Raw genomic sequence first — 25,551 nt, 5'->3', positions numbered from 1 at the left:
ATGGTGCTGACCGGAACGCGGGACCTAACCGGGGACAAAGGCCAGGACAACCACGCGCGGAGCAACGCAGTAAGCGAGCCTCGCCCTGCGCCCCGTCGTCGTCGTGGCGAACCCTGCGTTCAGGTCGACGGCGATATCCTCATAGCCCAGGATCTGGCGATCAAGCGGATAGACAGCCTTGTAGACGGCTTCCTTGGCTGAAAACAGGATGCGGCCGGCAAGGTCCCGGTCCAACGCGTCCGTCACATCCGCATGGGTTGCAACGAGTGCCAAAATGTCATCCGGGAGCGGCTGCGCGGGCTCGACGTCGATGCCGAGGGAACCGATGTCGGAGGCAGGCGCAACCGCCGCCACGGCCATTTCGTTGTCATGCGCGAGCGAGCCCGTTATCCCACGGGGCCACGCCGGCGCGCCCGACGGCGCGCGCAGGATGGTGAAGTCGTTGAAGCCGATATCCGCCAGCAGCCCATGCGCGATCCAGCGTGCCGCACCGCTCGCGCGCCGCATGGCCGGCTGGCGAGCCGGGATCGAAAGCGCTTCCTCGGGCAGCAGATGGGCTTCATCGCCTTCGCGGATCAGCCGGCATCCGACCTGGACACCGCTCGGCGCGATCGCGGCCATCGCCCGCAGCAGGGCTGTTTCTTCCAGTGAACTCGCCACGGAAGAGGGCGGCGGCGTCAACGATCGCCCACCGGCAGGATGGCGATCATTTCGCCGTCCTCGTCGAGCCCCTGTTCCACGAAGCCGGCGGCGCGATAGAGCTGTCGCGCGGCCTCATTCTCGGGCTCGTAGCAGATCGATATCTCTCTCACGTGGCCGAGGTCCCTGATCTCGTCGAGCAACGCGCGCAACGCTGCTTTGCCATAACCTTTGCCCTGGTGGGCGCGGTCGATCATGAAGCGGTAGATCTGCGCGTCGTCCTCCGACGCGTCATACATCAGGAAACCGACGACACGGCCGTCAGCCATCACGACACGTGGCCGCGCGTCCTTATCACTCTTGGCCTCTTCCAGGGAGTCGGCATTGCCAGCGACAAGATCCATCTGTTCGGGGGCGAGTTGCAGAGCCGTGACCAGGGCCCGGTTGGCCCTGGTCACGGAAACGAGGCGGATTTCGGCGGGCTTCAAGCCGTTGTCCCGGAACCGCCGTTCGTAACCGGCGTGACGAACCGGTGCAATTTGGCCGGATTGCCCCGCCATAGGGAATAGGGCTCCAGCTCTTCGCCCTTCATCACGAAGGAATCCGTATCGGCCACGGACCCTTCGCCCATCACGACGCCGTAATGGATGAAGGCGGACGGTCCGAGCGTGCAGTCCTTGCCGATGCGGATGAAATCGGACTTGAAGGCGCCTTCCTCCAACGAATGGGCCTGGATGACGCAGCCCTCGTTGAGGGTGACGTCATCGCCGATCTCCACCAGGGAGCGTTCGGTCAGGTTGCTGCCGCCGTCATAGACCCGCTTGCCCACCTTGACGCCCAGCAGGCGCAGGATGATCGGCCGGAACGGCGTGCCGCCGAACAGCCGCGTAATCGGCGAGTCCGACAGTTTCCAATGACGTTCGTGGCGCCAGAATTTGACGTCATAGATCGTCGTCATCTGCGGCTTCAGCCTGCCAAAGCCGAGGCTGGCCCGCTCGATCAGGATGTAGAACGGAATGCTGATCGCCGAGGTCAGCAGCACGGCGACGAACAACGCCACCTCCGCCCAGTCGGTATAATAGTTGAGCGCGCGGTCCCAGATCACCAGCGTGGCGAACAGCGTGGTCCACTGAACCGCCACGAACAGAAGCACCGTCACCGCGTTGTAGAAATTCTTGTACCGGATGCGTTTGCGCCGCTCTTCCTCGCTTATGCCGGCGATCAGTTCCTTGTCGCGGTTCACCATGCGCGGGATTTCAAAGGAGGGCGAACCCAGCAGGCCGACATTCTCGCGCATCGGCCCGTCGATCGGCACCATCACCTTGGTGCCGAGCAGGCAGTTGTCGCCGGTGCGGCCGTCCGGGGGATAGTAGATGTTGTTGCCGAGATAGTTGCGCTCGCCAATCCGGGTCTGCTCCAGCCTGAACGCGGTGGCGGACTTGTGCATATTGATCATGAACAGACCGTCCGACACCATGGTCTGGCTGCCGATGTCGCAGAGCAGCGGATTTTCATGCTGCTGGTTGCTGCCGAAGTTGGAGCCGGTCTGCACCACCGTGTTCAGGTTCCAGCCGATGGCGCGCATGTAGTGCACGATCGCCGAGCTGTCGCCGAACAGGAGATTGAGGACGCGGGAATTGCTGGAGAATTCGGCGACGGTCTGCAGCCAGTAGCGGAAACCGTAGAGCGTGTAGGTGCGGCCGGGCTTCAGAAGCAGGCTCACCACCCGTGGCACCAGCGTTGCCGCGAGGAAGGCCACGGCGATATAGCCGAAAAGCGTGACCACGGTGCCGATCGCGACAATGCCGATCGTCTCCTGATAGTCGTCGCTGACATTCTGCCAGTAGCTGTGGAACAGAAGCGGCAGCGGGGTGACGAGGGTAAACAGCACCACCAGTTGCGCCGTCTCGTAGAGCACGCGCCGGACATGGGACGGATTGACGTTGCGGACCTTGCAATAGTCGGCCGTGGTCGGCACCGGTGGCGATCCATGCCAGTGCTCGCCGTCCGGAATGCTCTGCCCACGCTGCAGCGAGGATGAATGGCCGAGCTGGGCGTTGTCGCCGATCCTGGTGTCGATATCGATCGTGCAGCCCACGCCCACGAAGGCACCGCGGCCGATGGCGATCGGCCCGGTATGGATATAGCCGGACTGGGCGCGGTAGCCGAGAACCATCGATTCCTTGCGCAGGATCGTGTTGTCACCAATCGAGATCAGATCCGTGCAGACGGGCACGGAGCGGGATTCGATGACGGCGTTGCGCCCAAGCCTGGTGCCGAGAAGCTGCAGATAGATGCTGTAGAGCGGGCTGCCGCGGAACAGGACGACGGGCGCCGTGCGGATCAGTGTCTTGACCACCCAGAAGCGATAATAGCGCAGGCCCCAGATGGGAAATGCTTCCGCCTTCCAGCGGCCGACGAGCACCCATTTGGCAAGCACGGCAAAGCCCGTCATGCCGAAGAACACGCCAGCCGAAAGCAGCACGCAGCGCAGGTAGAGTTTCAGCGGTTCGTCGAGGGCATCATAGACCCAGTTGAGGCCGTAGTTGAGCGACCACAATCCAACGTAGCTGTAGAGCCCGTAGAACGCCAACTGCGCCATTCCGCAGGTCCAGTAGACGAGGTTCGATGTCCGGTGGGTCAGGACCGGCTCGTTGCTGGCCATCGTCATCTCTTCCGGCACGCACAGATGTTTCGCCAGGCGCGCCACTGTCGGATAGAGGTAGATGTCGCGCATCGACGTCGTCGCCCATTCCTTCCTGGTGCGCACGCGCGCGCAGAAATGGGCCATCAGCAGCGAGTTGGCGCCGAGATCGTCGAAGAAATTATCCTCGACGGACACCTCGTCGAATTTCAGCACGTCGGCCAGCGCCTCGGCCAGGAAGCGCTCATCGTCATTGCCGGGGGGCACCATCGCCTGGTCGGCCGACAACCGAACGCTCGTCGGCTTCGGCAACTGGCGAAGGTCCACCTTGTTGGAGACCGTCATCGGGATCGCCGGCAGTTCCTCCAGATAGGAGGGCACCATGTAGTCCGGCAGGCGTCGCTTCATCGTCTGGGCAATATCGGCACGCGATATCGCCGCTACGCCGGTCTTGGGTGCATAGTAGGCGACGAGTTCGACGCGGCCGGGCTCGATCTCCCAGGTGGTGACGGCGGCCTGCGCGATGTCGGGCTGCTCCAGCAGCACCGCCTCGATCTCGCCGAGTTCGATACGGTAGCCGCGGATCTTCACCTGGGTGTCGATTCGCCCGTTATACTCGATCTCGCCGTTGTCGTTGATCCGCCCAAGGTCACCCGTCCGGTAGATGCGCTTCGACGGGTTGTTCGGCAGGTCGAGGAAGTCGGCAATGAACTTCTGTTCGGTCAGGTCGGGCCGGTTGAGATAGCCGACGGCGAGCCCGATGCCGGCAATGCCGATCTCGCCCAGTTCACCAGGCGCGGCAAGTTCCGACACTGTTGGGTCGAGAATGACGATCGAGTAGGTCGGCAGCGGAGCACCGATCGTGACAGCGCTGTCGGGCGTCAGCACGCCCGTTGTTGCCGTGACGGTCGCCTCTGTCGGGCCATAGGTGTTGAGGATTTGCCGTCCGGGCTTCGTCCAGCGCACCACCAGATTGTGCGGGCAGGCCTCACCGCCCACCAGCAGGGTGCGCAGGCTCGGCACGTCGCTCGCCATCGACGACAGAAGCGTCGGGCTGCAGGCCATGCAGGTGATGTCGTGGTGGCGCAGGAAATCCGCGAGTTCCTCGCCCACGAGGGGCAACTGGCCGGGCGCCGGCACGACAGTCGCGCCGGCGACGAAGGGCACCCAGATCTCCTCGGAGGAGAAGTCGAAGGCGATGGTCATGCCCTGATAGACGCGATCGCCCGGCCGGTATCCGTAGGAGGCGGCGGCGACCCGTACGAAGTTGACGAAGCTCTGGTGCTTGACGACCACGCCCTTGGGACGGCCGGTGGTGCCCGACGTGTAGAGGATGTAGCAGGTGTCGTCGGCTGCAGCGGGCACCTTGTGCGGCTTCAGCGGCGCGTCGGACTGCGCGGAGATCTCGGAAGCGGCGCTGTCGATCAACACATGGGGGACAGGCAACTGGTCGGCCCGCGACGCATAGGCGGCGATGGTGACGATCAATCCCACGCTGGCGTCTTCGATGATGAGCGTCATGCGCTCTTGCGGGAAGGCGGTGGCCAGCGGAACGAAAGCCGCGCCTGCCTTCATCACCGCAAGCACGGCAATATAGGTTTCGGCCGACCGGTCGAGAATGAGCCCGACACGGTGCCCCGGCCGCACGCCGCGCTTGATCAGCAGGCGGGCGAACTGGTTGGCCCGCTTGTTCAGCTCCTGATAGGTCCAGGTACGCCCGTCCGAGATCACCGCCGGCAATGAAGCAAAGGTCGTGGCCAGTTGCTCGAAGACTTTATCGAGCCGCTCATCGGGCTGTCCTTCCCCGGCAAAGTCGGCGCCGGTCAGAATCTGGGCGCGCGCGGTCATGCCGGGAGCAGCGATAACCCTTGCCGTGGCATCCGAGCCGGTCTTTCCTTGGGGCTGGCCGCCAGAAATTGACGCTGCGCTCCGGCCGAGTTCGGCCCCATCAACACTATGGTCCATTTCCATACTTTCCAGTCATAAGCCGAACTTCGTCGGTCATATGTTTTCACGCGGAGCGTTGTGCCGCTTGTCCCAGCAAGCATCGTCTGTCGGCTGACTTTGCCCAACTGTACTTGATCTCTCCTCCATGGCGATCCGCATGGAAGAAGAGTTCGCAATTCTAAGCGGCAACTGTCGGTCCACCCCCGACTCTCGCCCATCTGAGGCGGCCGATATCACAAAAAACGATGATCGGGAACGCGATGGGCTGTCCGAAAGCAGTATTCTATGGCCGATTCTTGACCGACTGAGACATTTCTGCGCGCCTTCGTCGCTGAAGGGCGGGTAGAGGCTCTGAAACACGGAAGTGTGAAGCGGCCTCCCGTCCGGAATTGCGTCAAAACAAGAGCCCTAGTCAAAACAAGAGCCCTAGCGGCAATCCAGCCCGATATCGAGCACGGGCGCACTGTGGGTCAGCCAGCCGATCGATATGAGATCGACGCCGGTGGCGGCGATGGCCGGCGCTGTCGTGGGGGTAACTCTTCCGGACGCTTCGGTGATCGCCCGACCGTCGACCATCGCAACAGCCTTGCCGAGATACTCCAGCGACATGTTGTCGAGCAGGACGGCGTCAACGCCGAGGCTCAAGGCCTGGTCGAGCTGATCCAGCGTATCGACCTCGACTTCGACCTTGACCAGATGGCCGACGCTGGCGCGCACCCGTTCGATCGCCGGGCGGATGCCCTTGGCGATGGCGACGTGGTTGTCCTTGATCAGCACCGCGTCGTCGAGGCCGAAGCGGTGGTTCGAGCCGCCGCCGGCGCGCACGGCGTATTTCTCGAGCGCCCGCAGGCCGGGTGTCGTCTTGCGGGTGCAGACGATCCTGGCCCTGTGTCCACGCACGGCCTCGACCACCGAGCCGGTGGCCGTGGCGATGCCGCTCAGATGGCTGAGGAAATTGAGCGCCGTGCGCTCCGCTGTCAGCAGACCCCGGCCAGGACCGCTGACGGTCGCGATGACATCGCCCGCCCGGACCGCACTGCCGTCGGGTCGCTCGACGTTGATCTGGATGGCCGGGTCGATCAGCCGGAAGGCAAGGGCCGCGAGGTCGAGGCCGGCGACGATGCCCGGCTGGCGAGTGACCAGCACCATGGTTTCCAGATGATCCGCTGGGACGATGGCATTGGTCGTCACGTCGCCAGCACGACCAAGGTCCTCCAGAAGTGCCGCGCGCACCAGCGGTTCGAACATGATCGCGGGAAGTGGAGGAAGGCTCATGGTTCAGGCGCTCCGGGCATGTGGGAATGTCGTTTCAGAGGACAAGGCGCGCGCCGTGTCGAGCGCCTCGTCGAGGCGCAAGCGCGAGCGCTGCGCGTTAGTGGCCTTCTGCGGGAAATCCGTCCTGAAATGCGCGCCCCGGCTTTCCTCGCGTTGCAAGGCCGCGATCGCGATCATCAGGCCGACGATCGCCGGGTCTGACGCAGCGGTGTGACCCTGGGCGATGGGAAGCAGAGAGGCGATGGCGCTGCCGAGGTCCTCACCGGTTCGCAGAACGCCGAGGGCACGTGACAGGATCGGGCGTATGGAGGCGGGATCGGGCCGCGGTGGCATGGTCGTGGCGACTGGTTGGCGTGCGCTCTGGCGCACTGTGCCGGCAACGCTTTGCGCCACCTGTCTGGAGCAAACCACGGCCTCCGTCAGAGAATTGCTGGCCAGCCGGTTGGCGCCGTGAAGACCGGTGCAGGCCGCTTCGCCGCAAGCCCACAGTCGGTTGACGGAGCTCCGCCCGTCCCCATCCACCGCGATGCCGCCCATGTGGTAGTGCGCGGCGGGGCGGATCGGGATGGGGCCGTTCGCCGGGTCGATGCCGACACTCCTGCAGAAGGCATGGATGGCCGGAAAGCGGGACGCGAAGTCGCGGCCGGGTCTTTGGCGTGCATCGAGATAGACCTTGTGATCCTCTGCCAGATGTTTCCAGACCGCGCGGGCCACGACATCGCGCGTCGCAAGATCGGCTCCCGGCACACCCTCGAGAACACGCCGGCCGGCCTCGTCGATCAGGATTGCGCCTTCGCCGCGCACGGCCTCGCTGACCAGAGGCATGGGCCGTGCCGGACCATCGAGCGCCGTTGGATGAAACTGGATGAACTCCATGTCGGCGAGGTCCGCGCCGGCCCGCGCCGCCAGCGCCAGGCCCTGGCCGATGCAGCCAAGCGGGTTTGTCGTATCGCGGAACAGGCCGCCAATGCCACCGGTGGCGATGACGACACGCTGCGTGGCCAACAGCACCGGACCTTTGGCACCTTCGGCAAGCACGCCTGCGATGGCGCCATCATGCGTGATGAGCCGCCGCGCCTCCATGCCCGTGACCACTGTGATGCTCGGCGTGTTGTGGACGGCGGCGATCAATGCCCGCACGAGTTCGCGGCCGGTGCCATCTCCAGCGGCATGAACGATGCGGTGCCGTGAATGCGCGGCCTCCAGGCCAAGCTGTGGCCTTCCGCCCTGATCGCGATCGAAGCGAACGCCAAGACCGGCCAGCGCTTCGACCTCGGTTGCGGCTGCGTGCACGATGCTGCTTGCGGCATGGATGTCACAGAGACCATCGCCGGCGGCGAGTGTATCGGCGAGATGCAGAGCCGGATTGTCGTCGACGCCAAGGCTGACCGCCAGGCCACCCTGTGCCAGGGTGCTCGATGCCTCCGCGCCCAGCGCGGATTTCGACAGGAGGAGCACGGGCTCCGGCGCCAGGCGAAGCGCCGTCATCAGCCCCGCGATTCCCCCGCCGATGATGACCGGTCGGCCGTCACCTGCATGAACATCCACGTTCATATCGCCAGCATCCGCTCGACGGCGAGCCGCGCCCGGCCGGCGATCCGGGGATCGATGCTCACGATATGCCGGTTTTGCTCCAGGGCCTCGCGGATGTTGCCCAGCGTGGTTCGCTTCATGTGCGGGCACAGGTTGCAGGGGCGGATGAACTCGACGTCGGGATGATCGACCGCGACATTGTCGCTCATCGAGCACTCCGTCATCAGCACGACCCGCGTCGGCTTTTTTTGTCCGACATAGTCGGACATGGCGGCCGTGGAGCCGGAGAAATCGGCTTCGGCGACCACTTCCGGCGGACATTCGGGATGGGCCAGAACGGTCACGCCAGGATGGTCTTCGCGCAATTGGCGGATATCGGCCGGGCTGAACCGCTCATGCACCTCGCAATGGCCTTTCCAGGCAATGATCTTCACGGCGGTCTGGGCGGCGATATTCTGGGCCAGATATTCATCCGGCAGCATGATCACCTGCGGCACGCCGAGCGCTTCAACGATCGCCTTGGCATTGCCCGACGTGCAGCAGATGTCGGACTCCGCCTTCACGGCGGCGGATGTGTTGACATAGGTGACGATCGGCACCCCGGGATAACGCTGCCGCAGGAGCCGGACATCCGCGGCGGTGATGGAGTCGGCCAGCGAACAGCCGGCTTGCGTGTCCGGAATGAGCACGGTCTTGTCCGGGTTGAGCAGCTTGGCCGTCTCGGCCATGAAATGCACCCCGGCGAGAACGATCACGTCTGCTTCGACCGTCATCGCCTTGCGGGCGAGCGCCAGGCTGTCGCCAACGATGTCGGCGACGCAGTGGAAGATCTCCGGCGTCTGATAATTATGCGCCAGGATGACCGCGTTTCTTTGCCGTTTGAGGTCAAGGATGGCCTCGACATCCCCCGCAAACACCGGCCATTCGATGGGAGGAATGACGCGCTTGACCCGATCGTACAGGGCGGCGCTGCGTGCGGAAGGGGTAGACATCATGGCTCTCATTATGCTCCGGTTGAGTATAACAAGGGCATATGCTTAACTTGAGCATAAGGAAAGTCAAGCGCGCGAAAGTGGTAATTTCGTACCTGCGACAGCCCGTTCCGCCAGCACCGTCTGGCGGAAGCGGAAGCGCTTGGCGGGGCGTCCGCCGGTGTCGGACATCGTCTCGCCGGTTTCCTCGACAAGGTCCTGCTGTTCGATGAGCCGCCTGAAATTCTGCTTGTGCACCAGCCCGCCGGACAGCGCCTCCACGGTGCGTTGCAGTTGCAGCAGGGTAAATGCCGGCGGCATCAGTTCGAACACGACAGGGCGGTATTTGATCTTGGTTCGAAGCCTGGCGATGCCCGTCGCCAGGATACGACGGTGGTCGGCAATCATCGGCTGGCCTGGGACAGCCGGCGTGCTGCCGGCAGCTGATCCTCGCAAGGCCTCCGCCACCAGCGCGGCCTCGTAGAGCAGTTCATAGCGCTGCAGGACAAGTTCCTCGTTCCAGGCACGGCCGTCCAGGCCAAAGGCGATCGCCGCACGCTGCCAGCGGTCATGCCGCATGTCGGGGTGTTCAGCATCGTCGGCCCATGCCTGCAGCCGAGGCATCAAGATAGCCGGCAAAACAGCCGGCACGCCGGCACGGTGATCTTCCCAGGGGAAGTAATCATACCAGTTGCGCCAGCTATGTGTTGTCGGTCCGACAGCCGGCTCCTCGCGCGTCAGTCCGAGATAGCTGATCGAGATCACCCGTTGCACGGGTTCGTCGCCGGCCCGGTCGCGGTCGGCGAATGTATAGAGCTGTTCGATGTAGCCCAGCGGATGGTGGGTCAGCCGCTCCACCCATGCCCTGAGGCCGGACTGCAGGGAGCGATGGCCGAGTTCGAACGGACCAGATGGCAGGGCGCCTTCGTGGCCAACGGTCAGCACGCGTGGCTTGCCATCCGTCACGGCGATCACGACGGCGATCAGGTCTGCGCTGACAGTCTGGCTGCGGTTATCTCCAGCGGGCTGTTTGGCGGCTTGTCTGGTCATGTCCTGCACTGGTTTCAACGGAATTGCGGGTATGAAATCGCCCGAGGGAGCGAGCCAGGCAAAAAGTGGACTGCTGCCTTGCGCCCGTCAACATTGCAGCCGTTTCAGACCCAGCTCCGCATATGATGGCATTTACCGCCTGCCTAGGGTTACCTTGTCTTTCCCCGAGCATCGACGATCGCGCGCAACGGCGCTCCGATGCCCGGCGTGCAGGCGAAAACGGCCAGGCCGTGCTGTCCGTCCCCGACAAGCGGAAAACCGGTCGTGCAGCCGCCGGCCTCTTCCACCAGCAGCAACCCCGCCAGCACATCCCAGGCGAAGAGATGGGCTTCGACATAGGCGTCGATACGCCCCGAGGCGACCTGCGCAAGGCCGCGCGCCGCCGACCCGAACTGCATGAATTCGCAACCGGCATCGAGAAGACGGTCGAGCAGGGCCAGATAGTCGGCCAGCGGTGCCTTGCGCGAATAGCCGGCTTCCACGGCAGCCTGCCGGATGTCCTGCGTAGCGCTGACATGCATCGGCGCGCCATTGCAGAAAGCACCGTGGCCGCGCCATGCCGTGAACATCTCATCCGCCACGGGATCGAACACGATGCCGATCCGTGCGATGCCTCCGACGCAGAAGGCGATGGAAATCGCGAAGCTTGCTATGCCGCGCGCGAAATTTCCGGTGCCGTCGATCGGGTCGATCACCCAGGTAGCTTGCGCGATCTTGCCTCCCGATTCTTCGGTGAGAATGCCGTCATCGGGAAAGTGCTCCCCAATCGAATGGCGGATCAGGCAATCGACGTCATGGTCCGCGATGGTGACTAGGTCCTGCGGGCCTTTCTCGACCGTCCGCAAATCTCCACCCTTGCGAAAGTAGTGCATGGCGACGGCGCCCGCCTGCCTGGCCAACGCAACGGCGAAGTCGAAACGCTGAGCAAGCTCGATCTCATTCGAGGGCATTGGCTGATAGTCTCCGGCAGGTAGGGTCATGCCTTCGCCGGCCATGACGCCGCTGCCGGCAAGCCGCCAAGCGCCACCGAGATTCGGTCCGCGTGTTCTATCAGCGCGTGGGTCAACGGCGGCAAAGCGTGGTCCGGCAGCAATTGCTTGAGCGTGGTGACGCTGATCGCGCCGATGGCCGCGCCGTCATGGCCGAAGATCGCGGCCGCGATGCAGACGACCCCTGCATGATCTTCCTCGTCGTCCAGCGCAAAATGGCGGGAGACGACCGTGTCGAGCGCTGACGTGAGCGCCGGTATCGTGCTGAGGGTCTTGGGTGTCCGTGCCGGATAGCCGACACGCTCAAGTATGTCGATCGCCTGCTGGCGAGGCATTGCCGCGAGAAAGATCTTGCCGACCGCCGAACAGTGCGGCCGCTCGCGTCGTCCGAGCGCGGCATCGAAACGAATGGCGTCGGGCGCATCGGCGCGGCCGACGACGACAGCCGCATCCTCGTCCCATATCGCCACACGCGAGGTGATGCCGGTCGCCTGCGTCAGCTGGCGCAGGATCGGCATCGCGACTTCGGCCACGCCTGTGCCGGCTGCCGCAAGATCGCCAAGCCGAACCAATGCAAGACCGAGCCGGTAGCGCTTGCTCATGCCTTCACCGGTGTCGGACACGATGCCTGCCGCCTTCAGGCTGAGCAGGATCGCATAGGCGGCTGCCTTGGTGATTCCCGCCGCCAGCGCCAGGTCGGTCAAGCGGGCACCGTCTTTTCCCGCGTTGGCGATCTTGTCGATGATGTCGAGCGCGCGGCCGACACTTTGCACCCGATATCGGTCTCCGGTCATCGAACAATCCTGTCGGGCGTCATCAAACAGACATGCACCTCATGCATTAATAATAAACACTATTTAGTATTACTAAACAATAGCGCGATCCATCATTTTTGACCGGTGCAGCGCCGGGCCTGAAAAACCACGGAACAGATCATGCTGTTGATAGTCGCGACATCGCGGATTGGGCATTCCGCTGCCGACCAAAGCCATTTCGATGATCGCTTTGACAGCAACGGCAACGCCCTTGCGGTTGCATGATGATACGCCGCATGAATCGTCATTGGCTCACCTGGATCGGTCTGGCGCCGTTCCTGGCTTTTGTCCTGGCTTTCGAAATCCTGCCGGTCCTCACCCTGCTGCGGTCCAGCCTGACCGGAGAGGGCGGCCCGACGCTGGACAATTTCGCACGCGCCCTGACGCCGACGACGCTGACGGCTTTTACCAACAGCCTGAAACTGGCCGTCGCTACGGCATTCGGCGGCACGCTCTTCGGCTCGGTGGTCGCCTACGCCATCGTCACGTCCCACAGTCCCGCGATGCGGCATGCCATGACGGCGCTCGCCAATGTCGCGGCGAATTTCGGCGGTGCGCCACTGGCTTTCGCTTTCGTGATCACGCTGGGATCCACCGGTTTCGTCACGCTTCTGCTCGGCTATCTCGGAATTCAGCTCTATCCGGATTTCCGCATCTACTCGATCACTGGGCTCGGCATCGCATACCTCTATTTCCAGACCCCACTCGCCATCCTGCTGGTGATGCCGGCGCTTCTGGGGCTGCGGCCGGAATGGCGGGAAGCCGCCGAGATACTCGGCGCCACGACATTGCAATATTGGCGGCGTGTCGCCCTGCCGATCCTGGCGCCGGCGATATCGGCAAGCTTCTTCCTGGTGTTTGCCAATGCCTTTGGCGCCTACGCGACCGCCTGGACGCTGACCGGGTCCGACGTCAATCTCATACCCGTGCAGATCGCCGCTCTGGTGCGCGGGGAAGTCGTGCTCGATCCGGCGCTCGCGGATGCACTTGCCATTCTCTCGCTGCTGGTGATGGCCGCCTGCCTGCTCGCCTACCAGTATTTCGCGCGCCGGATGAGGCGCACGGCATGAACGCGGGCTCTCTAACATGGCGAGCGCCGGTCATCGGCGTCTTCGTCGCCTTCATGACCGTCCCGGTGGTCGCCACCGCGCTGTTTTCCGTCGCGACGCGCTGGGACCGCACTCTGTGGCCGGAGGGCCTGACACTGAATTGGTGGATCAAGGTCGCGTCGCGCTCCGCCTTCACCGATACGCTGCTGAATTCATTCTGGGTCGCCATGACATCGATGCTGGTTTCGCTGATCATCGTGGTGCCGGCGGCCTATGTCGCTCACACAAGACTTCCGCATGCGAAACCATGGCTCGAATTCCTGTCGATCGTGCCGTTTTCCCTACCGGGAGTCGTGCTGGCGCTCGGCCTGATCCGGCTCTACTCGAAACTGCCGCTGCCGCTCATCAACACGCCCAACATCCTGATCGCGGCCTATGTGATTGTCACGCTACCCTTCATGTACCGCGCCGTCATGAACACGCTGGAAAGCGTGGACACGCGCCTGCTTGTCGAGGCGGCGCAAAGCCTTGGCGCGAATCCCCTGCAGGTCCTGGCCTGGGTCATCGTGCCCAACATCGCCTCCGGCATCGTCAATGGCAGCCTGCTGGTGCTCTCGGCGGTCTTTTCGGAGTTCGTCCTGGCCAACCTGCTGATCGGCACTCGGCTGAAGACATTCCCGATCTATCTCGTCGAATTCACGCGTTCCGATGCGCGGCAGGCCAGCGCGCTGGCGCTGATGAGCTTCGTGATCGCCTGGATCATTTCGCTCGCCATCCTGTGGACGGCCGGGCGGCCGGCCAAGCGGCGACAAGCCGACAGCCCAGTCCGAGGCCGTTAGCGCGGAAACCCAGCATCCCAGACATGCCGTCGCGAGCGGGCGCGAAGGCAGACCGAGATCGACCCGCATTTGGAGAGACGAAAATGAACAAGAGACTGTTAGCCGTGCTTCTTGGCGCCAGCGCCTTTGCGTTTCAGGCGTTGCCGGCAATGGCCGAAGACACGCTCACGGCAGCCAAGGCCGAGGGGCAGTATGTCAGCTACGGCATGTCGGATGACTGGGTCAATCTCGGCGCGATCTTCGGCGAGATCGAGAGCAAGTTCGGTCTCAAGCATGTCGACACCGACATGACCTCGGCCGAACAGATCACCCATCTCCTGGCGGAAAAGGACGCGCCGGTGATGGACATCGCTGATATCGGCTATGATTTCACCGAACGTTTGCTGGAGAACGGCCTCGCCGCCAGCTACAAGAATGCGTCGTGGGACAGCATCAAGCCGCAATACAAGGATGCCGATGGCCGCTGGGCCTCGTCCTACTGGGGCGCCATCGCCTTCCTGGTCAACACCGACAAGGTCAAGGTCGCGCCGCAGACGTGGAACGACCTGCTGAAGCCCGACTACAAGGACATGGTCTGTAGCCGCGACCCGCGCATCTCCAGCTATGCGACTGCTTCGGTGCTGGCCGCGGCCTACGCGAATGGCGGCGGCGAGGACAATGTGCAGCCGGGCCTCGACTGGTTCAAGCAGCTGCGCGACAGCGGCAATCTGCGCAACGGCGTAGTGCTGAACGTGGCCTCCGTGCAGAAGGGCGAATGCCCGATCTCGATGGTCTACGACTTCGACGGCTTTGCCAAGCGCGACGCCACCGGCCTGCCGCTCCAGGTGATCATACCAACCGACGGCACCGTCGGCATGCTGTTTGCCCAGTACATCAGCACGGCCGCTCCGCACCCCAATGCCGCCAAGGTCGCCATTGACTTCCTGTTCTCGGACGAAGGCCAGCACCTGCTGGCCGAGGGCTATGCGCACCCGACCCGCGATATCGCATTGTCCGACGCGGTGAAGGCCAAGATGCTGCCGGCAAGCGCCTATGAGAGGGTTCGCTTCCCGACCAACCTCGCCAGCTTCTCCGGCGCGATCAAGAACATCGCCGAAGGCTGGGACAAGCTCGCGAAGTAAGACTTGTTGGCTGATACCGCCGCCCGCGCACTAGACTGCGCGGGCAGTGCGGTCGGTAATTTGCCGGCTACAGAGTTGGAGGAGCCTCGGTCTGTGAAACCTTGCCGGCGATCCAGTCATAGAACCGGTTTGCCAGGGGATGTTCGAGCTTGCCTTCCGGCATCACGAAATAATAGCTGTTCTCGGTCGTCATCGGCAGGTCGAACACCACCTGCAACTGGCCTTCATCAAGCTCCTTTTCGATGAGATAGCGTGGCAGCAGCGCGAAGCCTAGCCCTGCCGCGGCGGCCTCGATGACCATGGTGAACTGGTCGAAACGGTGACCGTGATAGGCCCCGTCGCCATCCATGCCGGTCGACTGGAACCAGTTGACCCAGGCCTTCGGCCGCGTCGCCAGATGCAGCAATGGCCCGGCTGCGAGATCGGTCGGGCTGTCGACGGACTGGCCGGCGAGGAAGCCGGGACTTGCCACCGGTAGGATCACCTCGCGGCAGATGTAGCGGCAGCGCGCATTCGCCCAGACCGGCTTGCCATAGTGGATGGCGGCGTCGAAGGCTTGCTCCTCCAGGTCGAACGGCGCCGAACGTGATGCAACATTGACGACCACGCCGGGATTGCCGGCCAGGAAGTCCGGCAGGCGCGGCACCAGCCAGCGGCTGCCGAATGTCGGCAAGGTCGCTAGGCTGAGGGAGGTCGCTTGCGATCCGGTCATGGCGCGCAGCATGGTTTCTTCCGTGTCGGCAAGCAGCCTGCGCACCTCCGGCAGGAATCTATGCCCAACGCTCGACAGAACCACGCGCTGGCGCACGCGCTCGAACAGAAGCACTCCCAGCTGCGCTTCCAGCTCCTTGATCTGGCGACTGACGGCGCTCTGCGTCAGGCTGAGTTCCGCTGCCGCCTGCGTGAAACTGCCGTGCCGTGCCGCGCATTCGAAGGCCTGCAGCTTTTCGATGTCGGGGATCAGTCGCCTGTTGGAGATCATTCCATTCTCGCATCAACCCAGTCGAATCTATCGCAACTTGACGATTAAGGAAAACGATATGATCGCGTCACGGAATGATCATAGCGAGAAGTGCGCCCATGACCAGCAACCAGTTCATGTCGTCGGACGACATCCGCGCCGCCTTTTCGGCTGCCATGTCGGCCATGTACCGCGCCGAGGTGCCGGCCTATGGCTCCCTGCTGTCGCTGGTGGCCGAGGTCAATGCCCGCACGCTCGCGCAAAAGCCGGCCCTGCGCGCCAGTTTGGCGGCGACCGGCACGCTAGACCGCGTCTCGGAGGAGCGCCATGGCGCCATTCGCCTTGGTACGGATGCCGAGCTTGCCATGATGCGCAGGGTTTTTGCCGTGATGGGCATGTTTCCCGTCGGCTACTATGATCTGAGCGAGGCCGGCGTGCCCGTCCATTCGACCGCCTTCCGTCCGGTCGGTGATGCGGCATTGCGGCAAAACCCTTTCCGTGTCTTCACCTCGCTGCTGCGGCTCGACCTGATCGAGGACGAAGGGCTGCGCGAGGAGGCTCGGAAGGTACTGGCGAAGCGGGGTATCTTCTCCGATGCCGCCGTATCGCTGGTGGAAAAGGCGGAAGCCGATGGCGGCCTGGATGCAGGGGATGCCACACGCTTCATCACGGAAGTGCTGAACACCTTCCGCTGGCACCAGCAAGCGAGCGTCGATCGTGAGCTCTACGGCCGGTTCCATGATGCGCACCGGCTCGTCGCCGATGTCGTTTCCTTCAAGGGACCGCATATCAATCATTTGACGCCGCGCACGCTCGACATCGATGCCGTGCAGGGGCTGATGCCCGATCACGGCATCGCGCCCAAGGCGGTGATCGAAGGCCCGCCGGCGCGCAATTGCCCGATCCTGCTGCGCCAGACCTCCTTCAAGGCGCTCGAGGAAAGCGTCTCCTTCCCGGATGCCGACGGCTCGTTCCAGGCGGGTTCGCATACCGCTCGTTTCGGCGAGATCGAGCAGCGCGGCATCGCCCTGACACCGAAGGGTCGTGCGCTCTACGACCGCTTGCTGAACGAAGCGCGGACCCATGTGCGCCCTGCGCCGGATGGCTCGAATGCGGACGAGTATCGCGCGGCGCTGCAAGTTGCGTTCCGGGCCTTTCCGGATGATTGGGACGAGATCCGGCGGCGCGGTCTCGGCTATTTCACATATCGCCATGCCGGTGCCGATGGCCGCATTCCCGCGGATGGCGGTGATCTGGAGGTGATGGTGGCGGCAGGAATCATCCGCTTCGACCCTATCGTCTACGAGGATTTCCTCCCGGTCAGCGCTGCCGGTATCTTCCAGTCCAATCTTGGCGATGGCGCCGGGCAGGATTTCGTCGCCAGCCCCAACCAGAGGCGCTTCGAGCAGGCGCTTGGCGCCAAGGTGCTCAACGAGTTCGACCATTATGCCGGCATCGAGAAGGCATCGATCGCGCAGTGCCTGGCGCGGCTGGAGACAGCCGGCAGCCCAAACTGACCATGGTTCTTGAAACGCACATCGCCGAACTACGCGGCCTGCTCGGTGCGGGCGGCTTGCTCAGGCAGCCCGAGGACTTGGCTGCCTACCAGACCGGCGCCCGCCACGATCGCGGGCTGGCCGCCTTCGTGGCGCGGCCGGCGACGACGGAGGACGTGTCCGCGCTGCTGGCGTATTGCTGCCGCCACGGAATCGCGCTCGTCCCGCAAACCGGCAATACCGGCCTCGTCGCCGGCTCGACACCGGATATGAGCGGCCTGCAGGGCGTCCTCAGCCTCGACCGCCTGCGAAGCGTGTTCGATCTTGATCTCGACAATCGTTCGGTGCGTGTCGGCGCCGGGCTCAGGCTGTCGGAGATCAACGGCCGGCTTGAACCGCACTCGCTGTTCTTCCCCATCGATCTCGGCGCAGATCCCTGTGCCGGCGGCATGGTCGCCACCAACACCGGCGGCGCCCGTTTCCTGCGCTTCGGCGACGTGCGCCGCAATACGCTCGGCCTCAAAGTCGTGCTCGCGGACGAGCAGGGCACGGTGCTCGATCTCGGCGATGGCCTGCGCAAGAACAACACCGGCGTCGACTGGAAGCAGTGTTTCATCGGCACGTCCGGCGCCTTCGGCGTCATCACCGAATGCGTCTTCAACCTGGAGCGCCTGCCACGGCAGACCGCCACCGCTTTCCTGGTGCCGAAAAGCGATGGTCATGTCATGGGCATTCTCGCTGACATGGAGGCGCAGCTTGGCGCTTACCTCTCGGCCTTCGAGGACATGTCCAAGGCCGCCATCAGTTGCGCGCTGGAACATGTGCCTTCGCTGCGCAATCCGTTCCCGGGCGGCGCCATACCGGACCATGTGATCCTGGTGGAAATCTCCCGCTCCTGGGCTCCGCGCGAGGGCGAGCAGTCGCTCGACGCCGTGCTCGAAGCGGTGCTGGGCGAGATCTGGTCGCGGCCGGATGAGCCGCTGGCTGACGCCTTTGTCGGTCGCCCGCACGAGATGTGGGCACTGCGGCACGCCCTTTCCGAGGGCGTCAAGGCGGCCGGCCATCTCGTCGCCTTCGACCTCTCCTTCCGGCGCGGCGACGTCATGCGCTTTCGCGAGCATATGCGCACTGAGCTTGCAGCGAGCATGCCCGCCGTGCGGGTCTGCGATTTCGGCCATGTCGGCGACGGTGGCCTTCACTTCAATCTTCTTGTTGGTTCGCGCGACGCGGAGCCACCAAGTGCTGCAACCGTTTCGGAACTGCGCGACCGCGTCATTCGTGTCGCCGTCGAGACGTTTGGTGGCAGCTTCAGCGCCGAGCATGCTATCGGCCGGACCAACCAGCCCTTCTACGACCGTTACGCCAGCGACAAGCTAAAGGCGATGGCGTCGGCGTTCAAGCAGCAGACATCGCCGGGGCCTATCGGCGCGGCGCGATTTGGTTAGAACAGATTTCAGGAAAAAAGGAAGAAAAAACATGACGATAGCGAAGGAAACGGCAGAGCTTCTGGGCAAGCTTGGTGTTGCCAGTGATGTGCTCAAGGGCGGCGACCTGATCGTGCGGAGCCCGGTGACGGGCGAAAAGATCGCGGCGCTGAAGACGATCTCGCCGGCCGATGCGGCCAAGGCGATCGATGGCGCCCACAAGGCGTTCCAGACATGGCGGCTGGTGCCTGGTCCCAAGCGCGGCGAACTGGTGCGGCTGCTGGGCGAAGAACTGCGCGCCCACAAGGCCGAGCTCGGCCGCCTGGTGTCGATCGAGGTCGGCAAGATACCGTCCGAAGGTCTGGGCGAAGTGCAGGAAATGATCGACATCTGCGATTTCGCGGTTGGTCTGTCGCGCCAGCTCTACGGCCTCACCATCGCCACCGAACGTCCGGGCCATCGCATGATGGAAACCTGGCATCCGCTCGGTGTCGTCGGCGTCATCTCCGCCTTCAATTTCCCTGTCGCTGTGTGGTCGTGGAATACGGCACTCGCCCTGGTCTGTGGCGATGCCGTGGTGTGGAAGCCGTCGGAGAAGACGCCGCTCACCGCACTCGCCTGCGAGGCCATCTTTGCGCGCGCGGTCAAGCGTTTTGGCACTGACGCGCCAGAAGGCCTGCTTTCAGTGCTGATCGGCGACCGTGCCGTCGGCGAGATCCTGGTCGATCATCCAAAAGTGCCGCTGGTGTCGGCCACCGGCTCGACGCGCATGGGCAGGGATGTCGGCCCGCGCCTGGCCAAGCGCTTTGCCCGTGCGGTGCTGGAGCTTGGCGGCAACAATGCCGGCATCGTGGCGCCCTCCGCCGATCTCGACATGGCATTGCGCGCCATCGCCTTCGGCGCCATGGGCACCGCGGGACAGCGCTGCACCACGCTGCGGCGCCTGTTCGTCCATGACAGCGTCTATGACCAGCTCGTGCCGCGCCTGAAGAAGGCCTATCAGAGCGTCTCGGTCGGCAATCCGCTGGAGACCACGTCGCTGGTCGGCCCGCTGATCGACAAGGCGGCGTTTGACGCCATGCAGAAGGCGCTCGCCGAAGCCACCGCCCATGGCGGCAAGGTGACCGGCGGCACGCGGGTCGAGAACGGCCATCCCGATGCCTATTATGTGCATCCGGCCCTGGTCGAGATGCCCAAACAGGTATCGCCGGTGACGGAAGAGACCTTTGCGCCGATCCTCTATGTGATGAAGTATTCCGACTTCGACGCGGTGCTCGACGAGCACAATGCGGTGGGGGCTGGTCTTTCCTCCTCGATCTTCACGCGCGACCTGCAGGAATCCGAGCGGTTCCTTGGTGTCGATGGATCGGACTGCGGCATCGCCAATGTCAATATCGGCACGTCCGGCGCCGAGATCGGCGGTGCGTTCGGTGGCGAGAAGGAAACGGGCGGCGGTCGTGAATCGGGTTCGGACGCCTGGAAGGCCTATATGCGCCGCGCCACCAACACGGTGAACTACTCCAAGGCCCTGCCGCTCGCCCAGGGTGTTTCGTTCGACATCGAGTGAGGGCGCAGAGCCTGACTTGCAGCCGTGATGGGCTGACGTTGGCTTCGCGCTGGCCAGCCCGTCACGATCCCCTGCAACGTTGACCAGCGGCGCGAACGATGGTTCTAGAGCATCGTCTTCGCGCTCCGGTCATTCTCTTGTGGCCGGCTCGCTTCCCGCAGGTCCGAGATGAGAGGAAAGCCGCATGAAAACCATTTCCCAGGCGAAGTCGCACGGCGGCGTGCAGGGCGTCTATTCCCATGCGTCCGATGTCTGCGCCTGCGACATGACCTTCTCGGTTTTCGTGCCGCCGCAGGCAGCACAAGGTCCGTTGTCGGTCGTCTGGTATCTGTCCGGTCTTACTTGCACCCATGCCAATGTCATGGACAAGGGCGAGTACCGCCGCATGGCCGCCGAACTCGGCCTGATCATTGTTTGCCCCGACACCAGCCCGCGCGGCGCTGATCTTCCCGACGAGAAGGACAATTGGCAGTTCGGCAGCGGCGCCGGCTTCTATGTCGATGCCACGCAAGAGCCCTACGCGAAGAATTATCGCATGTACTCCTATGTCACCGAGGAACTGCCGGCGCTGATCGCACGGGAGTTTCCCGCCGACATGACGCGCCAGGCGATCTTCGGCCACTCGATGGGCGGTCACGGTGCGTTGACGATTGCGCTCAAAAATCCCGAGCGGTTCAAGAGCTGTTCCGCCTTCGCGCCGATCGTCCAGCCCAGCACCGCGGGCTGGTCGAAGCCGGCTTTCGAAAAGTATCTTGGTGGGGATGAGGCATCATGGCGGACCTACGACACCACCTCGCTCATCGAGGATGGACGCCGCTTCCCGGAATTTCTCGTCGACCAGGGCACGGCTGATGGCTTCCTCAAGGATGGGCTGCGGCCGTGGTTGCTGGAAGAGGCCTGCGCCAAGGCCGGCATCCCGCTGACCTTGCGCATGCAGGACGGATACGATCACTCGTATTTCTTCATCTCGACCTTCATGGACGACCATCTGAGATGGCACGCGCAGAGACTGTCCGCATAGGCATTTGACAGCTGAGGCGCGCCGAATATGGTTCGCCTCATCACAGCTCCTCGACCTGCCTCCAGCACGCGATCAGGTGACCTGGACCGGCCTGCCGGATCGGCGGCTGCGCCGTTCTGCAGTCGGCGACAGCCAGCGGGCATCGATCGGCGAAGGAACACCCGCCTTGCGGGGCATCGGCGGCCAATACTTCGGTCTGGGCCGAAATCTTCGGCGCGGCTTCATCGGACGAAGCTGCCAGCAACAGTTTGGTGTAGGGATGGTTCGGTCCCAGGAAAATCTGGTCGGATGAACCGACTTCCACGAGCCGGCCGCGATAGAGCACGCCGATCCTGTCGGCCATGTAACGGATGACCCGAAGATCGTGGCTGATGAACACGTAGGTCGTATTCTTATCCCGCTGCAGGTCGTTGAGCAGGTTGAGGACCGTCGCCTGCACGGAGACGTCGAGTGCCGAGGTGGGCTCGTCCAGCACGACGACCTTCGGTGCGCCGGCGAAGGCGCGCGCGATGGCCGCCCTCTGCCGCTGGCCGCCTGATAGCGACCGCGGCTTCTGGTCGGCGGTGGTGCCGGTGAGGCGAACCGACGCCAGCAGGTCGCCGACACGCTGCCGCACTGCGCTCCGCCGCAGGCCGGAGAGCCGGCGCAACGGGCGGCCGAGGATCCTGCCGATCCTGTGGCGCGGATTGAGCGTGCGATCCGGCGACTGGAACACCATCTGCACGTCGCGCCGTTCGTCAGGGTTTCTCTTTTCCACACGCGCCGCGACCGGGTTGCCGAACAGTTCGACCGACCCGGCACTCGGCGTCTGCAGGCCGGTGATGATCCTTGCCAGCGTCGATTTGCCGGAACCGGACTCGCCGATCAGCCCGAAGGTTTCCCCCTGGCCAATCTCCAGGTCGATGCCATGCAGCACGGCCTGGCTGCCGAAGGAATGGGTCACCGCGCGGCAGGCGATTGCCATATCACGTTCTTTTGCCGGCAAATCATCACGCTGGGCTTCGTGAGTCCGAGAGTGCGAAGACAGCCCATCCTCATTGATGGTCCCCTCCGCCAATCGTCCGTCTCGCTTCGTGAAGCTGAGCGCAGGAATGGATGCGATGAGCGCCCTCGTATAGGCGTGGCGGGGGTCGTCGAAAACCTCGTTTGCCGCGCCGCTCTCGACCACCGTTCCGGACTGCATGACGGCCACCCGGTCGCAGGAGCGGCGTATCATGTTGATGTCGTGGCTTATCAGAAGGATGCTTGTCCTGTGGTCCCGGCGCAAATCGTCGAGGACGGCGATGATCTCGGACTGGACGCTGGCGTCGAGCGCCGTCGTTGGCTCGTCCAGCACCAGCAGCGACGGATCGAGTGAAATGGCCATGGCGATGTTGGCCCGCTGCTGCATGCCACCGGACAGTTCGTGCGGATAAAGCTCCAGGACTCGGCCGGGATTGCTCACCCTGACCCGCCCCAGCAGGTCGGCTGCCCGCCCATGCGCTTCCTCGTGACGAACCTTGCGATGCCGCATGATTGTCTCGGTGATCTGCCTGCCAATCGTCATGCTCGGGTTGAGTGCCGCTCCCAGATGCTGGTAGACGGCGGCAATATGGTCGCCCCGCAACCGGCGCAGTTGCTCGGCCGAAAGATCGCGGATTTCGCGGCCCTGGAAGGTGAGCGCCGAAGCCTCGATCCTGGCACCCTTCGGCAGATAGCGCAGTATGGCCATGGCCACCGAGCTCTTGCCCGATCCCGACTCGCCGACCAGCCCGAGCGCTTCGCCCTCCCTTATGTGAAGCGACACGTCCTTGACGGCCGGATGTGACCCCTTGCGACCGCCATAGGAGACGGAGAGGCGCTCTACGTTCAGAATTGAGGAGGACATTGTTGGGCTTGAAACCACTTTCTTCCGGCGTCGCCATCCAGGGCAATCGCTTCCGCTTTCCTACAATATAATCTCTATAAAATTACTCGAATTAAGCCGGAAGGCAATCTAGCTTTTGCCAATCAGGAGATTGAAGGGTCGCTGACTGTGTCGGTGCCCGGGGTCTCCAGCCAAGATTGGAAGGAAGCTGGCATGGCTCGAGACCACATGATCCTGAGCGCGTTCTTCTTCAACCCGCAGGGCGATCATCGCATGTCATGGCGCCATCCGCGCGCGCCGGGGCGGGATGTGTTCGACTTCGACTATTATCGTGAGCTGGTGCAGACGGCGGAGCGGGCGAGGATCGATACGATCTTCGTCGCCGACCACGTCGCCATCTGGGATTCGGTAAAGAGCGGCGTTGCGCATTACGCCAATGCCCGCCTCGAACCGCTGACGCTGCTGTCGGCGCTGGCCGGCGTGACCAGGCATATCGGCCTGATCAGCACGGCGTCGAGTTCCTACAGCGAGCCCTACAATGTCGCGCGCATGTTCGCTTCGCTCGACCATATCAGCAAGGGCAGGGCGTCGTGGAACGTCGTCACCTCGGCGATGGACGAGGAAGCCCGCAATTTCGGCCGCGACGGCAACATCGAACACGCCTTCCGCTACGAACGCGCCGGCGAATTCCTCGATATTGTCAAGGCGCTTTGGGACAGCTGGGAGGATGAGGCGCTCCTCATCGACAAGGCGACCGGCTATTTCGCCGACCCCGACAAGGTCCATCCCATCGACCACAAGGGCAGGCACTTCAAGGTGCGCGGGCCGCTCAACGTGTCGCGGCCACCGCAGGGCCATCCGCTGATCGTCCAGGCCGGATCGTCCGAGGACGGCAAGAATTTCGCCACCGCCCAGGCGGACGTGCATTTCGCCATCTTCAGCACCAAGGAAGACGGCATCAAGTACCGGCAGGACATCAACGAGCGACTGGCCCGCCATGGCCGGCGGCCGGAGAGCTTCAAGATCCTGCCGGGCATCCTGCCCATCGTCGCGGCCTCCGAAGCCGAGGGGCGCGAAAAGCAGGAGTACCTGCAGACGCTGCTCCCTGACCAGGTCGGCATCGACCTGCTGTCGAGCTGGAGTGGCATCGACCTCTCCGCCTATCCGCCGGACGGGCCGCTGCCGCCGCTGCCGGACGAAAGCACCTTCAATGGCGGGCGCACTTCGCTCAACCGGGTCAAGCAATGGTCGCAACAGAATCTGAGCCTGCGCGACATAGCCCGCAAGCTGGCCAACAGTGGTTCGGTGCCGACGGTTGCGGGTACGCCAAAACAGATCGCCGACCAGCTGGAGGACTGGTTCGTTTCCGGTGCGGCCGACGGCTTCAACCTGATGTTCCCGCTGCTGCCCGAGGACTGGGTGAACTTTGCCGAGCAGGTGGTGCCGGAACTGCAGCGGCGCGGCGTCTTCCCGACCGAATACGGGCCAGGCACTTTGCGCGACCGCTTCGGCCTCGCCCGTCCCGCCAACCGCTTCGCCGAGCAGCGCGCCAACGCGCGCGCCGTATCCTGAGGGAACAGCCATGACAGCCGCGCCAAACCTTCAACCCCGCGAAGCGACCGCTCCGCGTCTCGTCAACGTCCTGCACAGCCCCAAGCGCATCCGCGTGAAATTTGGCGGCCGCACCATCGCCGACAGCCGCAATGTGCTGGTGCTGCGCTCCAACCATTTCCTGCCGATCTATTTCTTCCCGCCGTCATCGGTCGACCCGTCTGTGCTGAAACCCTCGTTGCATCGCGAGCCGCACGCGGTCGGCGGCGAGACCGCCTACTGGGACATCGACACCGGCGACATAAGTGCCGCCAATGCGGCGTGGTCGTTCGTCTCGCCGCCGGATGAAAACCTGTCGCCGCTCGCCGGCCGCATCGCCTTCACCTGGAAATCGGTCGACCAGTGGTTCGAGGAGGAAGAGGAAGTCTTCGTCCATGCCCGCGATCCCTATGCGCGCATCGATGTGCTGCAAGGTTCCAGCCATGTGCAGGTCTGGTTCGACGGGGACATCATCGCCGACAGCCACCGCCCGGTGCTGCTGTTCGAGACCCATCTGCCGACGCGCTTCTACCTGCCCGCGGAAGACATCCGGCTTGAGCGGCTGACGGCGTCGAATTCGACGACGCGATGTCCCTACAAGGGCATCGCCTCCTACTGGTCGGGTCTTTTGAAGGACGGTTCGGTTCGCCCCGACATCGCCTGGAGCTACCGCGACCCGATCGACGAAATGCCCAAGATCAAGGGACTGATCGCCTTCTATCCGCAGGCGGTCGACCGCATCCATCTCGACGGCCAGCCGGTCTGACGGCGGCT

Annotated in this window: 20 protein-coding genes; 9 read left to right on the top strand and 11 right to left on the bottom strand. The window is 63.8% G+C overall.

Translation table 11 applies throughout. The features are described from left to right. Nucleotides 1-24: 24 nt before the first annotated feature. The 9 genes from ABVQ20_RS21685 to ABVQ20_RS21645 all read right to left on the bottom strand — a co-directional run bounded on the left by ABVQ20_RS21685 (nt 25) and on the right by ABVQ20_RS21645 (nt 11,842). On the bottom strand, nt 25-681 hold the full coding sequence (locus ABVQ20_RS21685; protein WP_354461516.1) for a 4'-phosphopantetheinyl transferase family protein: 657 nt from the start codon (nt 679-681) through the stop codon (nt 25-27). Continuing rightward, nucleotides 678-1,127: a GNAT family N-acetyltransferase gene (locus tag ABVQ20_RS21680; RefSeq protein ID WP_354461515.1), complete on the bottom strand. Its 450-nt coding sequence runs from the start codon at nt 1,125-1,127 to the stop codon at nt 678-680. Before ABVQ20_RS21680 ends, ABVQ20_RS21685 begins: the two co-directional genes overlap by 4 nt. Beyond that, nucleotides 1,124-5,254 (bottom strand): Pls/PosA family non-ribosomal peptide synthetase, encoded by a 4,131-nt coding sequence (locus ABVQ20_RS21675; protein WP_354461514.1) that lies wholly within the window; start codon nt 5,252-5,254, stop codon nt 1,124-1,126. The genes ABVQ20_RS21680 and ABVQ20_RS21675 overlap by 4 nt, the downstream gene beginning before the upstream one ends. Nucleotides 5,255-5,656: 402 nt before the next feature. Beyond that, a complete protein-coding gene (nadC, locus tag ABVQ20_RS21670; RefSeq protein ID WP_354461513.1) occupies nt 5,657-6,505 on the bottom strand; it encodes a carboxylating nicotinate-nucleotide diphosphorylase in 849 nt (282 codons plus the stop codon). A 3-nt stretch (nt 6,506-6,508) separates the two neighbouring features. After that, on the bottom strand, nt 6,509-8,059 hold the full coding sequence (locus tag ABVQ20_RS21665) for an L-aspartate oxidase (protein ID WP_354461512.1): 1,551 nt from the start codon (nt 8,057-8,059) through the stop codon (nt 6,509-6,511). After that, nucleotides 8,056-9,030, bottom strand: a complete 975-nt coding sequence (nadA, locus tag ABVQ20_RS21660; protein WP_354461511.1) for a quinolinate synthase NadA — start codon at nt 9,028-9,030, stop codon at nt 8,056-8,058. The genes ABVQ20_RS21665 and nadA overlap by 4 nt, the downstream gene beginning before the upstream one ends. 66 nt (nt 9,031-9,096) lie before the next feature. Beyond that, nucleotides 9,097-10,059 carry an NUDIX hydrolase gene (locus ABVQ20_RS21655; RefSeq protein ID WP_354461510.1) on the bottom strand — a complete coding sequence of 321 codons (963 nt, stop codon included), beginning with the start codon at nt 10,057-10,059 and terminating at the stop codon, nt 9,097-9,099. Nucleotides 10,060-10,208: 149 nt separating this feature from the next. Beyond that, on the bottom strand, nt 10,209-11,009 hold the full coding sequence (locus ABVQ20_RS21650) for an inositol monophosphatase family protein (RefSeq protein WP_354461509.1): 801 nt from the start codon (nt 11,007-11,009) through the stop codon (nt 10,209-10,211). A gap of 26 nt (nt 11,010-11,035) precedes the next feature. Then, a complete protein-coding gene (locus ABVQ20_RS21645; RefSeq protein ID WP_354461508.1) occupies nt 11,036-11,842 on the bottom strand; it encodes an IclR family transcriptional regulator in 807 nt (268 codons plus the stop codon). A gap of 257 nt (nt 11,843-12,099) precedes the next feature. Between ABVQ20_RS21645 and ABVQ20_RS21640 the strand changes: the two genes are divergently transcribed. The 3 genes from ABVQ20_RS21640 to ABVQ20_RS21630 all read left to right on the top strand — a co-directional run bounded on the left by ABVQ20_RS21640 (nt 12,100) and on the right by ABVQ20_RS21630 (nt 14,872). Beyond that, nucleotides 12,100-12,933, top strand: coding sequence for an ABC transporter permease (locus tag ABVQ20_RS21640; protein WP_354461507.1), 834 nt, complete (start codon nt 12,100-12,102; stop codon nt 12,931-12,933). Continuing rightward, a complete protein-coding gene (locus ABVQ20_RS21635) occupies nt 12,930-13,751 on the top strand; it encodes an ABC transporter permease (RefSeq protein ID WP_354461506.1) in 822 nt (273 codons plus the stop codon). Before ABVQ20_RS21640 ends, ABVQ20_RS21635 begins: the two co-directional genes overlap by 4 nt. Nucleotides 13,752-13,834: 83 nt before the next feature. Beyond that, the gene (locus tag ABVQ20_RS21630; protein WP_354461505.1) at nt 13,835-14,872 is read left to right on the top strand and encodes an extracellular solute-binding protein; all 1,038 of its coding nucleotides are present in this window, start codon (nt 13,835-13,837) and stop codon (nt 14,870-14,872) included. Nucleotides 14,873-14,939: 67 nt separating this feature from the next. On the opposite strand, the gene ABVQ20_RS21625 is transcribed toward ABVQ20_RS21630, so the two are convergent. After that, nucleotides 14,940-15,854 carry a LysR family transcriptional regulator gene (locus ABVQ20_RS21625; protein WP_354461504.1) on the bottom strand — a complete coding sequence of 305 codons (915 nt, stop codon included), beginning with the start codon at nt 15,852-15,854 and terminating at the stop codon, nt 14,940-14,942. Nucleotides 15,855-15,952: 98 nt separating this feature from the next. Between ABVQ20_RS21625 and hglS the strand changes: the two genes are divergently transcribed. The 4 genes from hglS (at nt 15,953) to fghA (ending at nt 21,341) form a co-directional block, all read left to right on the top strand. After that, nucleotides 15,953-17,350 carry a 2-oxoadipate dioxygenase/decarboxylase HglS gene (gene hglS / locus ABVQ20_RS21620; protein WP_354461503.1) on the top strand — a complete coding sequence of 466 codons (1,398 nt, stop codon included), beginning with the start codon at nt 15,953-15,955 and terminating at the stop codon, nt 17,348-17,350. A gap of 2 nt (nt 17,351-17,352) precedes the next feature. Beyond that, nucleotides 17,353-18,774 carry an FAD-binding oxidoreductase gene (locus ABVQ20_RS21615; protein ID WP_354461502.1) on the top strand — a complete coding sequence of 474 codons (1,422 nt, stop codon included), beginning with the start codon at nt 17,353-17,355 and terminating at the stop codon, nt 18,772-18,774. Between the two features lie 31 nt (nt 18,775-18,805). Beyond that, entirely contained in the window at nt 18,806-20,320 is a 1,515-nt protein-coding gene (gene amaB / locus ABVQ20_RS21610; RefSeq protein ID WP_354461501.1) for an L-piperidine-6-carboxylate dehydrogenase, read from the top strand. A gap of 184 nt (nt 20,321-20,504) precedes the next feature. Further along, nucleotides 20,505-21,341, top strand: coding sequence for an S-formylglutathione hydrolase (gene fghA, locus ABVQ20_RS21605; RefSeq protein WP_354461500.1), 837 nt, complete (start codon nt 20,505-20,507; stop codon nt 21,339-21,341). A gap of 40 nt (nt 21,342-21,381) precedes the next feature. Here the strand turns inward: fghA and ABVQ20_RS21600 are convergent, their stop codons facing one another. Continuing rightward, complete coding sequence (locus tag ABVQ20_RS21600) at nt 21,382-23,208, bottom strand: dipeptide ABC transporter ATP-binding protein (protein WP_354461499.1); 1,827 nt, start codon at nt 23,206-23,208, stop codon at nt 21,382-21,384. A gap of 192 nt (nt 23,209-23,400) precedes the next feature. Here ABVQ20_RS21600 and ABVQ20_RS21595 point away from each other — a divergent pair, with 192 nt between their 5' ends. Then, the gene (locus ABVQ20_RS21595; RefSeq protein ID WP_354461498.1) at nt 23,401-24,759 is read left to right on the top strand and encodes an LLM class flavin-dependent oxidoreductase; all 1,359 of its coding nucleotides are present in this window, start codon (nt 23,401-23,403) and stop codon (nt 24,757-24,759) included. 10 nt (nt 24,760-24,769) lie between these two features. Beyond that, a complete protein-coding gene (locus tag ABVQ20_RS21590) occupies nt 24,770-25,543 on the top strand; it encodes a DUF427 domain-containing protein (RefSeq protein ID WP_354461497.1) in 774 nt (257 codons plus the stop codon). The last annotated feature ends 8 nt before the right edge of the window (nt 25,544-25,551 follow it).

Source organism: Mesorhizobium shangrilense, from assembly GCF_040537815.1.
GTDB lineage: Bacteria > Pseudomonadota > Alphaproteobacteria > Rhizobiales > Rhizobiaceae > Mesorhizobium > Mesorhizobium shangrilense.
The sequence above is the reverse complement of the archived record's forward strand: the minus strand, read 5'-3'. Positions and strand labels throughout refer to the sequence as shown.